This is a genomic window from Bifidobacterium thermacidophilum subsp. thermacidophilum DSM 15837, assembly GCF_000426425.1.
In the GTDB taxonomy this organism is placed as follows: Bacteria; Actinomycetota; Actinomycetes; order Actinomycetales; family Bifidobacteriaceae; genus Bifidobacterium; species Bifidobacterium thermacidophilum.
This window is the reverse complement of the sequence record NZ_AUFI01000010.1, coordinates 119,335-133,130: the sequence shown is the minus strand read 5'-3', so window position 1 is coordinate 133,130 and position 13,796 is coordinate 119,335. Positions and strand designations below refer to the sequence as shown.

The 13,796-nt window shown below is 59.2% G+C and carries 8 protein-coding genes; 7 read left to right on the top strand and 1 reads right to left on the bottom strand.

Annotated features, from left to right (window positions below; all coding sequences use genetic code 11):
* Positions 1 to 181 precede the first annotated feature (181 nt).
* From lepA to K315_RS10505, 7 genes are all read left to right on the top strand, one after another.
* Complete coding sequence (lepA, locus tag K315_RS0106855) at positions 182 to 2,062, top strand: translation elongation factor 4 (protein ID WP_029576782.1); 1,881 nt, start codon at positions 182 to 184, stop codon at positions 2,060 to 2,062.
* Positions 2,063 to 2,094: 32 nt separating this feature from the next.
* Positions 2,095 to 3,468 (top strand): radical SAM family heme chaperone HemW, encoded by a 1,374-nt coding sequence (gene hemW / locus K315_RS0106850; protein WP_029576781.1) that lies wholly within the window; start codon positions 2,095 to 2,097, stop codon positions 3,466 to 3,468.
* Positions 3,469 to 3,581: 113 nt separating this feature from the next.
* The gene (locus K315_RS0106845; RefSeq protein ID WP_029576780.1) at positions 3,582 to 4,193 is read left to right on the top strand and encodes a sugar O-acetyltransferase; all 612 of its coding nucleotides are present in this window, start codon (positions 3,582 to 3,584) and stop codon (positions 4,191 to 4,193) included.
* A 175-nt stretch (positions 4,194 to 4,368) separates the two neighbouring features.
* Positions 4,369 to 8,940 carry a glutamate synthase large subunit gene (gene gltB / locus K315_RS0106840; protein WP_029576779.1) on the top strand — a complete coding sequence of 1,524 codons (4,572 nt, stop codon included), beginning with the start codon at positions 4,369 to 4,371 and terminating at the stop codon, positions 8,938 to 8,940.
* A gap of 1 nt (position 8,941) precedes the next feature.
* Complete coding sequence (locus K315_RS0106835; RefSeq protein ID WP_029576778.1) at positions 8,942 to 10,468, top strand: glutamate synthase subunit beta; 1,527 nt, start codon at positions 8,942 to 8,944, stop codon at positions 10,466 to 10,468.
* A 180-nt stretch (positions 10,469 to 10,648) separates the two neighbouring features.
* The gene (locus K315_RS0106830) at positions 10,649 to 11,116 is read left to right on the top strand and encodes a membrane protein (protein ID WP_029576777.1); all 468 of its coding nucleotides are present in this window, start codon (positions 10,649 to 10,651) and stop codon (positions 11,114 to 11,116) included.
* Positions 11,117 to 11,692: 576 nt separating this feature from the next.
* Positions 11,693 to 12,166, top strand: a complete 474-nt coding sequence (locus K315_RS10505; RefSeq protein WP_052316564.1) for a M23 family metallopeptidase — start codon at positions 11,693 to 11,695, stop codon at positions 12,164 to 12,166.
* Positions 12,167 to 12,268: 102 nt separating this feature from the next.
* On the opposite strand, the gene K315_RS0106820 is transcribed toward K315_RS10505, so the two are convergent.
* Complete coding sequence (locus K315_RS0106820) at positions 12,269 to 13,738, bottom strand: substrate-binding domain-containing protein (protein WP_029576775.1); 1,470 nt, start codon at positions 13,736 to 13,738, stop codon at positions 12,269 to 12,271.
* Between the last annotated feature and the right edge of the window lie 58 nt (positions 13,739 to 13,796).

Genomic DNA, 13,796 nt, shown 5'->3' with positions numbered 1-13,796 from the left:
CCACGGGACCGGGATAACGCGCCGACAATGACGCGCGATAGCGCAACGCGGCGGAATCTTTTGCCGTGTGGAGCCGGTAGACTAGAACAATTGGAATGTCCCCGACATGCGGAGACGGGCGGCAACCGCCCACGACCGACAACCAACCGGCGCACAACGTACGGGAAAAGGAGAACGCTCAGTGATTGAACCGAAGAACAAACCCGGCTATACCGATCAGTCGCTGATCCGCAACTTCTGCATCATCGCGCATATCGACCACGGCAAATCCACCGTCGCCGACCGGATTCTCCAGCTGTCCGGCATCGTCCCGCAACGTGAAATGCACGACCGTTTCCTCGACCGCATGGATATCGAGCAGGAACGCGGTATCACCATCAAGTCACAGGCCGTCCGCGTGCCGTGGACCGTCGACGGCACGGAATACACCCTCGGCATGATCGACACGCCCGGCCATGTGGATTTCACCTATGAGGTTTCGCGCGCTCTGGCGGCTTGTGAGGGCGCGGTGCTGCTGGTGGATGCCACGCAGGGCATCGAAGCGCAGACCTTGTCCAACCTTTATATGGCGATTGACCACGACTTAACCATCATCCCCGTGCTCAACAAGATTGACTTGCCCAGCGCGGAACCCGACAAACACGCCGAAGAAATCGCCGGCCTCATCGGGTGCAAGCCCCAGGATGTGCTCAGGGTGTCTGGCAAGACCGGCGAGGGCGTCGCCGATCTGCTCGACACCATCGTCATGGACGTGCCCGCACCACATGGCGACCCCAAGGCGCCAGCCCGCGCACTCATCTTCGATTCCGTCTACGACTCCTACCGCGGCATCGTCACGTACATCCGTATGGTGGACGGCGAGCTGAAATCACGCGAGAAGCTTCACATGATGGGCATCGGTATGACGCACGACCCCATCGAAATAGGCGTCATCAGCCCAGACATGATGCCCACCAAGGCGCTGGGGGCAGGCGAGGTCGGATACGTCATCACCGGAGCCAAGGACGTCAGCCAATCGAAGGTCGGCGACACAATTACGTCCGCTCTCAAACCGGCGAGCGAACCATTGCCGGGCTACCGGGACCCCAAACCGATGGTGTACGCCGGCCTGTTCCCAATCGACAACGCACAATTCCCGGAATTGCGTGACGCACTCGACAAACTAAAACTCAACGACGCCGCGCTCGTTTATGAGCCCGAGACCTCGGTCGCCTTGGGATTCGGCTTCCGTTGCGGGTTCCTCGGCCTGCTTCATATGGAAATCGTCTGCGAGCGCTTGGAACGCGAATTCGGACTCGACCTGATCTCCACCGCGCCGAGCGTACCGTACGAGGTCACGGCGGAGGACGGCACCGTGCATCATGTCACCAATCCGAGCGAATTCCCCGAAGGCAAGATCAAGAAAATCGTCGAGCCGATAGTTGCCGCAGATATCATCACGCCGAAGGAGTTCATCGGATCGGTGATGGACTTGTGTCAGGAACATCGCGGCGAGATGGGCGATATGGAATATCTGAGTCCTGAGCGTGTCGAGATGCATTATCGTATTCCGCTCGCGGAGATTGTGTTCGATTTCTTCGACCAGCTCAAGAGTCGGACCAAAGGGTATGCTTCGCTCGATTATCACGAGGACGGCGAGCAGGCTGCCGATTTGGTGAAGGTCGATATCCTGATCCAGGGTGAGAAGGTGGATGCCTTCAGCGCAATCGTGCACCGAGACAAGGCGTATTCCTATGGCGTAATGATGACCAAGAAACTGCGCGAGCTCATACCTCGGCAACAGTTCGAAATCCCGATCCAGGCGGCTATCGGCTCCAGGATTATTGCACGCGAGAATATCCGCGCCCTGCGCAAGGATGTGCTCGCCAAATGCTATGGCGGCGATATCACGCGTAAACGCAAGTTGCTTGAAAAGCAGAAGGCCGGCAAGAAGCGCATGAAGATGCTCGGCCATGTCGAGGTGCCGCAGGAGGCGTTCATCGCGGCGCTTTCGACAGGCGAAGCTGGAACGGACCGGGACACGAAGGACAAGATTCGCGCCGCTCAGAAGGCGGATAGCTGAGTGGAAACTTGCCGGGGACGGAAGGTATCCCAATGACGTTTGAGGTATATATCCATGTCCCGTTTTGCCTGAGGCGGTGTGGGTATTGCGATTTCAACACGTACACCGCGCAGGACCTGGGCGGTGGGGCTTCACGGGACGGGTATGCACGGATGGCGATCGAAGAGATGGAGCGCGTCGCCGAGTGGCAACAGGCTCATGGCATCGATGAACCTGCCGCGGGTTCGGTCTTCTTTGGAGGCGGGACCCCCACCGTGCTGCCTGCACGCGATCTGGTGTCCATGCTTCACGCCGTACAACGCATTTGGGGGCTTGCCGACGATGCTGAAATCACCACTGAGGCGAATCCGGACACCGTCGACGCCGACTACGTAGCCGAGCTTGCACAAGGCGGATTCAACCGCATTTCCTTCGGTATGCAATCCGCGGTCGGGCATGTGCTGCGCACCTTGGACCGCCGTCACACCCCGGCGAATGTGGAGGCCGGAGTGCGTGCCGCAGACGATAACGGCATGCGTTCCAGCGTTGACCTGATTTACGGGGCACCGGGGGAGAGCCTCGCCGATTGGAAGACATCGCTTGACACGGCGGTATCGCTCGGCGTCAATCACGTCTCCGCATACGCGTTGACCATCGCACCACGCACAAAAATGGGCCGTCTCATCGCCTCAGGAAGGCTGCAGCGCCCCGATGACGATGATGAAGCCACCAAATACGAGATGGCGCAGGAACGGCTGTCTGCGGCGGGATTGCAATGGTATGAAATCAGCAACTGGTCGCGTCCTGGGTATGAATCCAGACATAATCTCGGGTACTGGCATAACGTGGATTGGGCGGGGATCGGCCCCGGTGCGCATTCTCATTATGCGCGGCATACGGCTGGCACAGGCGGAGACGATTGTTTTGGACCGTCGGACAGCGACAACATCTATGGCGGATTCCGCCGCACCGTTGTACCCGAGAACGCTGAATCGAACCCGGCACCCGGCCAGCTCGCGGCGGAAAGGCTGCTGGGGGCCGCATGGTCGACTTCCGACGATGCTTGTGCCGCGGACAGCGGCATCGTGGGTTTGCGTTCATGGGATATCGCGCACCCCAAGGCGTGGGCGCGTTGCGTGGGCGCCGGTTTCGTCCCATGGCAGGGTGCCGAGGGAATTTCCCCGCGCGAGAACCTCGAAGAGACGCTGATGCTGGGGTTGAGGCTCAGGGCGGGGCTTGACATCTCACGCTTCAACGGGTTGATTGCGAATGATGTTTGGCATGGGCTGCGCGATGAGGGTCTGATCACCTTGCATCGCTCACATACGAAGGACCGCCGTGCCGCAACGGTGCGTGCCGTTCCCACCTTGCGTGGGCGATTGCTCAACGACATCATCATCGAACGTCTGTTCGACTATTTGCCCTAATGTTTTCCGTCCGTAAGCCGGTCATGACCTGCCGACGCCCCGGCGTGTTGCGCTGTTAGTATGGCAATACCTACAGATGCGGCGGCGGGTGCCGCCAGTGGAATGGAGACGATATGGATCAGAAGCAGCGAATGTTGGCCGGTTTGCCGTACAAGGCGTGGCTTGACGGGTTGCCTGAGGAACATCAGGCGTGCAAGCGCAAACTGTTCGAACTCAACACCATGGAACCTGACGATCAGCCGGCGGGTATCCCGAAGCTGTTGGGAGAGCTGTTCGGCGGCGTCGGGGAGCGGCCGTGGCTTGAGCCGCCGTTCCATTGCGATTATGGCAGCAATATCACGGTCGGGGACGATTTCTACGCTAATTTCAATCTCACCATCCTCGATGTGGGCAAGGTGACCATCGGATCGCATGCCTTCATCGCCCCGAATGTCTCGATCTACACGGCAGGCCATCCGGTGCATCCTGAAAGCCGGAACTCCGGGTACGAATACGGCATCCCGGTCACCATTGGAAACAATGTGTGGCTTGGCGGAAACACCGTGGTGCTGCCGGGTATAACTATCGGGGACAACGTGGTGATTGGTGCGGGCAGCGTCGTGACCAAGGACATCCCGTCAAATGTGATCGCCGCCGGTAACCCCTGCCGCGTCATCAGGCAGATCACCGCCGAGGACCGCAACTATTACTTCAAACACCGCAAGTTCGACGTGACCGATTTCTGATCCGTCAAGCCGCTTGCCATTTGACGATATATCGTGCCGGTGCTCGAACCGGTCTTGACAATTTCCCGTACTCGTTATATGGACATCGGACCTCCTTCGGGGCGTCCGGGCTGTACCCTATGAGAGCACTGTATTGGGCCGCAGGCATTCGCCTGCCTTAAGAGAGGTGATTTCGGTGACGTTCAAAGCCCCGCTAGATTTGACGGTTCATCGCCCGGAAGGCATGTATGATCCTTCCCAAGAGCATGATGCCTGCGGTGTCGGCATGGTCACCACGTTGAACAAACAACCCGAGCGCAAGATCGTCGACGACGCCATTGAGGTGCTGGTCAACCTCAATCACCGTGGAGCCGTCGGCGCCGAGGAGAACACCGGTGACGGCGCTGGTATCCTCATGGCGATGCCGGATGAGTTCATGCGTGCGACTGTCGGTGTGGAATTGCCCGAAGCCGGGCATTATGCCGCTGGCATCGCATTCCTGGACCGTGACATTGCAACCTCGGGTCAGCAGGAGCAAGCCATCGCCAAGATCGTCAACGAAGAAGGCCTCGAAGTCCTCGCATGGCGAATCGTGCCGACCAACCCTGACGGTCTTGGGTTGCAGGCCCTCGCCTCGATGCCTTCATTCAAGACCCTGGTCGTGGCCGATCCGGAAGGCAAGCTTGCGGGAATCGACCTCGATCGCAAGACCTTCCGCATCCGCAAACGCGTCGAGCATGAAGTCGGCATTTACTTCGCTTCCCTGTCGGCGCGCACCATCACCTACAAGGGCATGCTCACCACCATGCAGCTGACCGGGTTCTTCCCAGATCTGCTTGACGAGCGCATGAAGACGACTATCGCGATTGTGCATTCACGCTTCTCGACGAACACCTTCCCGAGCTGGCCGTTGGCCCAGCCGTTCCGCCTGATTGCACACAACGGCGAAATCAACACCATCCAGGGCAACCGTAACTGGCTGTCCGCCCGCGAAGGCAGGCTGAGCTCCGAGCTGCTCGGCGAATTCAAGCCGTTGCTTCCGATCGCGACCCCCGGATATTCGGATTCAGGCACCTTCGACGAGTGCTTGGAACTGCTGCATCTCGCCGGACGCAGCCTCCCGCACGCTCTGCTCATGATGCTCCCGCCGGCTTGGGAGAACGACGACACGCTCGACCCTGACGTCAAGGCGTTCTACGAATACAACAACACACTGATTGAGCCTTGGGATGGCCCGGCGGATATCGTCTTCACGGACGGCACACTGGTCGGAGCCCAGCTCGATCGCAACGGATTCCGCCCCGGCCGCTGGCAGGTCACCGACGACGGCTATCTGGTTCTTGCATCCGAGGCTGGTGTGCTCCCGGAAATCAGCCAGGACCATATCGTTGCCAAGGGCCGTCTCGAGCCTGGAAAGATGTTCCTCGTCGACACCAAGGCAGGCCGCATCATCCCTGATGACGAAATCAAACATGAGCTTGCCTCGCAGCATCCGTACCGTAAATGGATCGAAGGCAACTCCGTCGAGATGAGTCAGCTGCCGGTGCGCGAGCACGTCAGCCACTGCGGCCAGTCCGTCCAGCGTCGTCAACGCGCCTTCGGCTACACCGAAGAGGATTTGAAGCTGCTGCTCGCCCCGATGGCGAGCACCGGCAAGGAACCACTCGGATCCATGGGCTCGGACACACCGCCGGCTGTCCTGTCCAAGCGCAGCCGCATGCTGTTCGACTACTTCACCCAGAAATTCGCCCAGGTTACCAATCCTCCGCTGGATTGGGAGCGCGAGCGTATCGTCACCAGCCTCGAATCGGCGATTGGCCCTGAAGCGAATCTTCTGCAGGACACCGAACTGCATGCCAAGAAGATCCTCATCCCGCTGCCGGTCATCGATTCGGACCAGATGGCCCAGCTTAAGCGCCTTGACAAAGCCAAAATCCTCGGCGGGTTCTACAAGCCCTTCGTCGTCCGTGGCCTGTATCAGGTTGCAGGCGGCGGCAAGGCGCTGAAGGAGCGTCTCGACGAAATCTTCCAAGAAGTCGATGACGCCATCGAGCAGGGCAAGAACTTCATCGTGCTGTCCGACCGCGAATCCGACCACACGTGGGGTCCTATCCCGTCACTTCTGCTGACGAGCGCCGTACAACACCACTTGCTGCGCAAGCACACGCGTACCCAGGTCTCGCTTGCCGTGGAAGCCGGCGATGTCCGTGAAATACACCATGTCGCGCTGCTTATCGCATACGGCGCCGCATGCGTGAACCCGTACCTCGCCTTCGAATCGGTCGAGGAGCTGGCACGCAACGGCTATCTCAAGGTCGATGCCCAGACGGCCGTCAAGAACCTCATGCATGCGCTGTCAACCGGCGTGCTCAAGATCATGAGCAAGATGGGTGTCTCCACGATCATGAGCTACCGAGGCGCGCAGCTGTTCGAAGCCGTCGGCCTGAACAAGGAAGTCATCGACGAATACTTCACCGGCACCACTTCGCGTGTCGGGGGAGCGGGACTTGACGAAATCGCCGAAGAAGTGGCGATCAGGCACCGTGTGGCGTACCCGAACCAGTGGACGAGCCGTCCCCACCGCAATCTGCGCACCGGCGGCGATTACAAGTGGCGTCGCACCGGTGAGGACCACCTCAACGACCCCGAGGCGATTTTCCTGCTTCAGCAGTCCACCAAACGTGGTGATTACAACCTGTTCAAGAGGTACTCCGCGCATATCAACGACACTTCGAACCGTCTCATGACCCTGCGCGGACTCATGAAGTTCAAGCAGACCCGCAAACCGATTGACATCTCCGAGGTCGAACCCGCAAGCGAAATCGTCAAACGCTTCTCCACAGGTGCAATGAGCTACGGCTCCATCTCGCAGGAGGCGCATGAGACGCTTGCCATCGCGATGAACACCATTGGGGCGAGGTCGAACTCCGGTGAGGGTGGCGAATCCGACGACCGTATCAACGATCCGATCCGGTACAGCCGCATCAAGCAGATCGCTTCCGCGCGCTTCGGCGTGACCAGCGATTATCTGGTACACGCCACTGATCTGCAGATCAAGCTCGCGCAAGGTGCCAAGCCGGGCGAGGGCGGCCATCTGCCGGGTGCCAAGGTGCCGCCGTGGATTGCGAAGGTCCGTCATGCGACACCTGGTGTCGAGCTGATCTCCCCGCCGCCGCACCACGACATCTATTCCATCGAGGATCTCAAGCAGCTGATCAACGATGCGAAGATGGCGAATCCGAAGGCGCGTATCCATGTCAAGCTCGTCTCCGAATTCGGCGTCGGCACCATCGCCGCTGGTGTGGCCAAGTGCCATGCCGATGTAGTGCTCATCTCCGGCAACGACGGCGGCACGGGCGCGGCTCCGCTCAACGCCATCAAGCACGCCGGTACGCCGTGGGAGATTGGTCTGGCTGAAACCCAGCAAACGCTGGTACTCAACGGTTTGCGCTCCCGCATCGTCGTCCAGTGCGACGGTGAGCTCAAGACCGGCCGTGATGTGGTGATCGCAGCGCTGCTTGGAGCCGAGGAATTCGGCTTCGCAACAGCCGCCCTCATGACCGAAGGCTGCGTGATGATGCGAGCATGCCATAAGAACACCTGCCCGCAAGGCATCGCGACCCAGGATCCGGAATTGCGCGCGCGCTTCCGCGGCAAGCCTGAATACGTGATGAACTTCTTCATGTACATCGCACAGGAGGTCCGCGAAATCCTGGCACAGCTCGGTTTCCGGACGCTTGAAGAGGCCGTCGGCCATGTCGAGTGCCTGAATCAGAACGAAGCAGTCGCGCGCTGGAAGTCCGACGGCATCGATCTGAGCAATGTGCTCATGCAGCCCGGCCCTGTTCCCGGAACGATCCTTCATCAGACCATCGAGCAGAACCACGAATTGGACAAGGCGCTGGACAACAAGCTCATCGAGCTTGCGCAACCTGCCCTTGAACACAAGGAACCGGTTCGTATCGATATGCCCATCCGCAACGTGAACCGTACGCTCGGCACCATGGTCGGCTACGAAATCACCCGCCGTTACGGTGCCGAAGGCTTGCCCGACGACACCATCGACATGACCTTCCACGGTTCGGGCGGCCAGTCCATCGGCGCGTTCATCCCGCGCGGGGAGACTATCCGCGTCTATGGTGAGGTCAACGATTATGCGGGCAAGGGCCTGTCCGGCGGTCGTATGATCATCCGTCCGGAGCATGGCATCACCTTCAATCCGCACACCAACGTGATTGCCGGAAACGTAACCGGTTTCGGCGCGACCTCAGGCGAGATGTTTGTTGCCGGACGTGCAGGCGAACGATTCGCCGTACGTAACGGCGGTGCCACCTTCGTGGTCGAAGGCGTCGGCGACCATGGCTGCGAGTATATGACCGGCGGTGTCGTCGTGGTACTCGGTTCCACGGGCCGCAACTTTGGCGCCGGCTTCTCCGGCGGCAACGCATACGTGCTCGATCTGGACATGGACCAGATCAACCCGGGTGCACGCAAGAACGGCGCATTGCTGTTCGAATCGTTGGAAGGCGCCGACGAGGAGCTCGTCCACAGCTTGGTCAAGCGGCATGCCGAGGAAACCGGCTCTGCGTTCGCCCAGAGCCTGCTGGATGACTGGGAGCACACCCGCACACGCATCACACATGTGACGCCCAAGCACTACGTCGCCATGACCAAGGCGATGGAACAAGCCGAAAAGAACCACGTCGACTTCAACGCCCCCGGTGCGTGGGAGCACGTGTACGAGCAGGTCATGGAAGGAGCACACTGACATGGGAGATCCAAGAGGATTCCTGAAGGTCCGCACCCGTCGCGAGCTTGCTGAGCGCCCGGTCGAAGAACGCATCAAGGATTGGCTTGACGTTCACGCGGAAAGCGGTTTGCAGCCTTGGACCACACAGCAGGCTGCACGGTGCATGGATTGCGGCACGCCGTTCTGCATGAGTGGATGCCCGCTGGGCAACCTCATCCCGGAGTTCAACGATCTGGTTCGTCAGGAGAAGTGGGAGGACGCCTACAACCGGTTGTCTATGACCAACAACTTCCCCGAAGTGACCGGCAGAATCTGCCCGGCGCCGTGCGAGCAGGCATGCGTGCTCGGCATCCATCAGCCGCCGACCATGATCAAGAACGATGAGGAAACAATCATCGATCAGGCGTGGGCGCTCGATTATGTCAAGCCCATGCCACCTGAACGTCTGACCGATATGACCGTCGCGGTCGTCGGATCCGGCCCTTCGGGGTTGGCTTGCGCCCAACAGCTGACCCGTGCAGGCCATACGGTTGTCGTCTACGAGCGTGACGACGCAATCGGCGGACTTATGCGCTACGGCATCCCGAATTTCAAGCTCGACAAGCGTCTGCTCGACCGCAGAGTCAAGCAGATGGAGGCCGAAGGCACCCGATTCCGCACCAACATCGAAATCGGCAAGGATATCAGCTGGGACGAGCTTCGTGACCGTTACGATGCTGTCGTGGTAGCTATCGGTTCGACGGTCCCTCGCGATATGAAGTTGCCGGGCCGTGAGCTTGACGGCATCCATTTCGCCATGGAATTCCTGCCTGATGCGACTCGACGCGTCTACGGCGTGGAGCCGGTGCACGACATCACCGCAAAAGACAAGCATGTCGTGGTCATCGGCGGCGGCGATACCGGTTCCGACTGCTTGGGAACCGCAATACGCCAAGGCGCGAAGGACGTCACCGTCCTACAGATTATGCCGAAGGAACCATCCTCCAGGCCGGACAATTCCCCGTGGCCGACGTATGCACGCACCTACCAGAAGACCTCGTCGATGGAAGAGGGCGGCACGTACCTGTACAACGTGGATTCCGTGGAATTCGAAGATGCAGACGCCGACAAGGTGACCGTCGAGAACTCCGCGACCGCATCCGCGTTCCTCGCGGACGAGCGCGGCCATGTCACCGGTCTGAAGATCGTGGACGTGGCTCCAGGTGAGAACGGGCCGTTCACTCGCCAGCCCGGAACCGCGCGTGTCATCCCAGCAGATCTGGTTCTGATTTCCGTCGGGTTCCTGCATCCGGACACCTCTTCAATCATGGAGCAAATGCCGATCGAACTGGACAAGCGTGGAAACGTCGCCCGCAATGACGATTTCGCCACTTCGCAGGATGGCGTCTTCGTGTGCGGCGACGCCGGCCGTGGCCAGAGCCTCGTCGTCTGGGCGATTTCCGAAGGCCGCAGCTGCGCGGCCGCCGTTGACAGATATCTCACCGGATCCACCGAGCTGCCGGCACCCATCGTGCCGACTCAACGCCCGATGATGCTGCCCCGCTGAAACGGGGAGCCCACTCACTGATGGCGGATGGAATTAGGCAATATCCCGATTCCATCCGCCATCAGGTTCTTCACAGTCAGTACAAGTCACCTGGCATAACCGGCTCAACAGAGTCACAAACGGTACCTTGGCAGGCGAGTACACTAGTGACCGATAACCCAACAACGCGAAGGGAGCGAAATGCCGAACCGAGCAGAGCGTCGCGCAGCAGCGAAGCGCAGCAAGCAGAACAAGGGAGTGCCTCAGCAGGCCAACGAAGCACAAGGTGGCAATCGTAGTAGCGGACTCGTCGACGAGTACGCCCTGCAGGAACGTTCTCGCCATCTCGAAGAGTATGAGCAGGAGGGCGAGTGGAAGCCCTCTTCCAGCGTACAGAAAGAGCGCCATGAAGACGAGGATATCACGCTCAACAACCCCAAAGTAAGCCATACCCCGCATTCAGTGCGCCAGGTATTGCGCATCATCACGTGGACGCTAATCCTGCTGTGCGCAATCTCATTCCTCGTCATCATGTGGATTCCGTCCGTGCCGATGTGGCTGATCATCACCATCGCCTCGGTCTTCGCCGTCGCAGTCATCAGTCTGTTCTTCGTCGCGGGCAACTCCAAGGACAATCCCAATCTCGACGCGAATGGATGCGCGATCTGACAGATCGCCATGTGTGATTGGCCAATCCGCGGCCGATCAAGGTTCCGGGCCGGCGTATGTTGTATACGCCGGCCCGTGTTGTATACCCCTGCGTATGCCCCGTAACTTTTGACCACATGAACTGTTGCGGCTTGTCCCGATCGCGGCAATCATGGCACGATGCACTCATATACTTCAGCACAACGTGACAGCACAGCGCATCATCACAGAGAACGGGGTCTTATGTTCATATCGAAGCCTATTCCTAAACCCACTTCGCAGTTCATCTCGACGTTCGCCCGAATCGTTTGCATCCTCATCACGTGCAATGTCATTGCTTTCCCTGCGCAAGGTTCGCATTCGGGGATTTCCGAAACTTCAATCCCAAGCGATCCCACACCGCAAAATCCGGCCATTGTGTCGGCGGCCGTACTCGCATCATGCAGGAGCATCACCGAAGCAGTGAACCAGAGCACGGTATCGACCCGCATCGCATCACATCAACCCATTACTGCCGATATATCGGCATCCGCCGAAACCGGCAGGAACCCAAATCGATCCCCAGCGGCATCGTCAGCGACAACATCGTCAGTGCAAATGTCCGATATCCGCAACAGCAATACGTCAAACTCCGGCGCCGCCCGCCAATGCCGTGCACGGATGGTGTTGCCGGTCGCCGACGCTCACATTTCCAAGGCCTTCGACCGTCCGTCCATGCGCTGGGCCACGGGACACAGGGGAGTAGATATCACGGCCGGCACTGGCACTGCCCTCATCGCACCCGATGATGGCGTCATCTCCTTCAACGGAACGGTCGCCGGCAAAGACGTGATCAGCATCAAGCACGCCGACGGGCTGACATCCACATTCGAACCGGCGCACAGCGACTTGGAAACCGGCGCTCCGGTTTTCAGGGGTAAACCTTTTGGTGTCGCCGATGGGTTGTCCGACCATTGTCTTGATCTCTGTGTCCATTGGGGCGTCATGGATGCGTCCGACGACTATCTTGACCCGTCAACGTTGATTCTGCCCAGAACCATCGCACTCAAACCTGTGCAGGTCGGCGATTGAAGCCCTCGCGAGGAACATCGGATCAGACATCGCAGACATCACAGCCGTGACAGCAGACTTACAGCCATACCCACCCGGGCGAAAAACACCATGCCTAAACAATCACAACCCTGCATCGGCCAAAGTGACATACCCCGTATCGATGAGTTCGCTCTTGAGATTCGACGCACTCACCGCGATCAGCGATTGCGTGAACGTAGGCACGGACTTGCCATTGACCGTAGTCTTGCTCACCGATTGCAATGCGGTCACATCCCCGCCGGACGCCAGCTGCCGACTCACTTTCGCGATGCCTGTCGCCAGCTCCGCACGGTTTTCGAGGGCGGTCATCCATAACTTGCCGTTCACGATATCGGGAAGCATGTCGGTATATGCCCCGTATCCGGTCACAATCGGCCATTGAAGGGAGGCTTCCGAGGACGTATCGTCCTGCCTCAAGCCAGCGGGGGATGGTACGGCCGACTTGGTGAGATCCTTGTGGCCGGCGAGATTGCCAACGATGCCAAGAATCGATATCGATGGGTTGATCTCAGCCGAAGACCCTTCATACCCGAGCGCGTCGAGTTCCTGCACAATCACCGATGCGATGTAGTCATTCATCGCGATGATGCCGTCGATATAGGCCGGCTGCTTGGCTCCATCGGTTTTGAGCCTGGAATCGAGCTCCTGCTTGACGTCGTCATCGCTTGAGGCAGTGAATGCCACGGAACTCCAACTTGTCGCCGACGTGGATGCATTGAGTGTGCCGGAGGCGCTGACCACGGCTCCCGACTTGAAATACGGGCCGAGCACCTTCCAGATGCCTTTGAATGCCTCTTTGGCGAAGGCCATGGATACCGACTGGTCTTTGTCTTTGGCTGAACCGACAGGCAGAAAGACCTCAATGGTTTTCGGATTCGCGGTGGACGCCGAATCGAGTTGCAGTTTGCTGACCAGCTGCTTTGCCTGGATCTCACCGATCTTCCGTGCAGTTGACATCTCAACGAAAGCATCGGGCGAGAACCCGCCGATGTCGTTGGACAACACGATAACATGCATGCCGGATTTCCGGGCGAGCGTCAATGCGCTGGTCATCCGCTGATCCGCTGCGGCATCGGCGTTGTTTGATGATGATTCGGAATCCAGGGGATTGGTGACATAATCACCATATTGTGTCGTGGTACTGTCCGTTGACGTGCAAGGCGCGACAATCAAGGTGGTCGAGCCGTTGGCCGAGGAATGCTTCGACGAGGTCTCGGCGGCGCGGGACACGACATAATCCTGGATGTCTTGGCTCTGCTTGTCGAGACTACCGTCCGTATGCGTGCTTATCTGCTTGGCAGCGAACCCCTGTTCCACCAGCTCGCTTTTGATGCTAGGCACAAGTTTCGCCCACTTGTTCAGTGGCGTGTGCTGCGAGATGGTGATGCCGTCGGACGGGGTGAAGATGGCCACCAATCCCAAGCCGGAGGTCGCGGTACTTGTCGGCTGACCATCGCTTCCCGTGCCGCATGCGCCCGCCATGGACAGCATGCCGATGCACGCGACAGACGCGAACAAAGCCTTCAACGTGCCGATGCGATGCGATCCCATATCAACCTTTCTGTCCGAACGTGCCCACGTATGGTATACCTTACCGGATACAGCAATG

Bases quoted from the DNA above. Each gene is read 5' to 3' on its own strand.
- K315_RS10505 (WP_052316564.1), top strand. From the start codon at position 11,693: ATGTCCGATATCCGCAACAGCAATACGTCAAACTCCGGCGCCGCCCGC.
- K315_RS0106820 (WP_029576775.1), bottom strand. From the start codon at position 13,738: ATGGGATCGCATCGCATCGGCACGTTGAAGGCTTTGTTCGCGTCTGTC.
- K315_RS0106830 (WP_029576777.1), top strand. From the start codon at position 10,649: ATGCCGAACCGAGCAGAGCGTCGCGCAGCAGCGAAGCGCAGCAAGCAG.
- K315_RS0106845 (WP_029576780.1), top strand. From the start codon at position 3,582: ATGGATCAGAAGCAGCGAATGTTGGCCGGTTTGCCGTACAAGGCGTGG.
- hemW (WP_029576781.1), top strand. From the start codon at position 2,095: ATGACGTTTGAGGTATATATCCATGTCCCGTTTTGCCTGAGGCGGTGT.
- K315_RS0106835 (WP_029576778.1), top strand. From the start codon at position 8,942: ATGGGAGATCCAAGAGGATTCCTGAAGGTCCGCACCCGTCGCGAGCTT.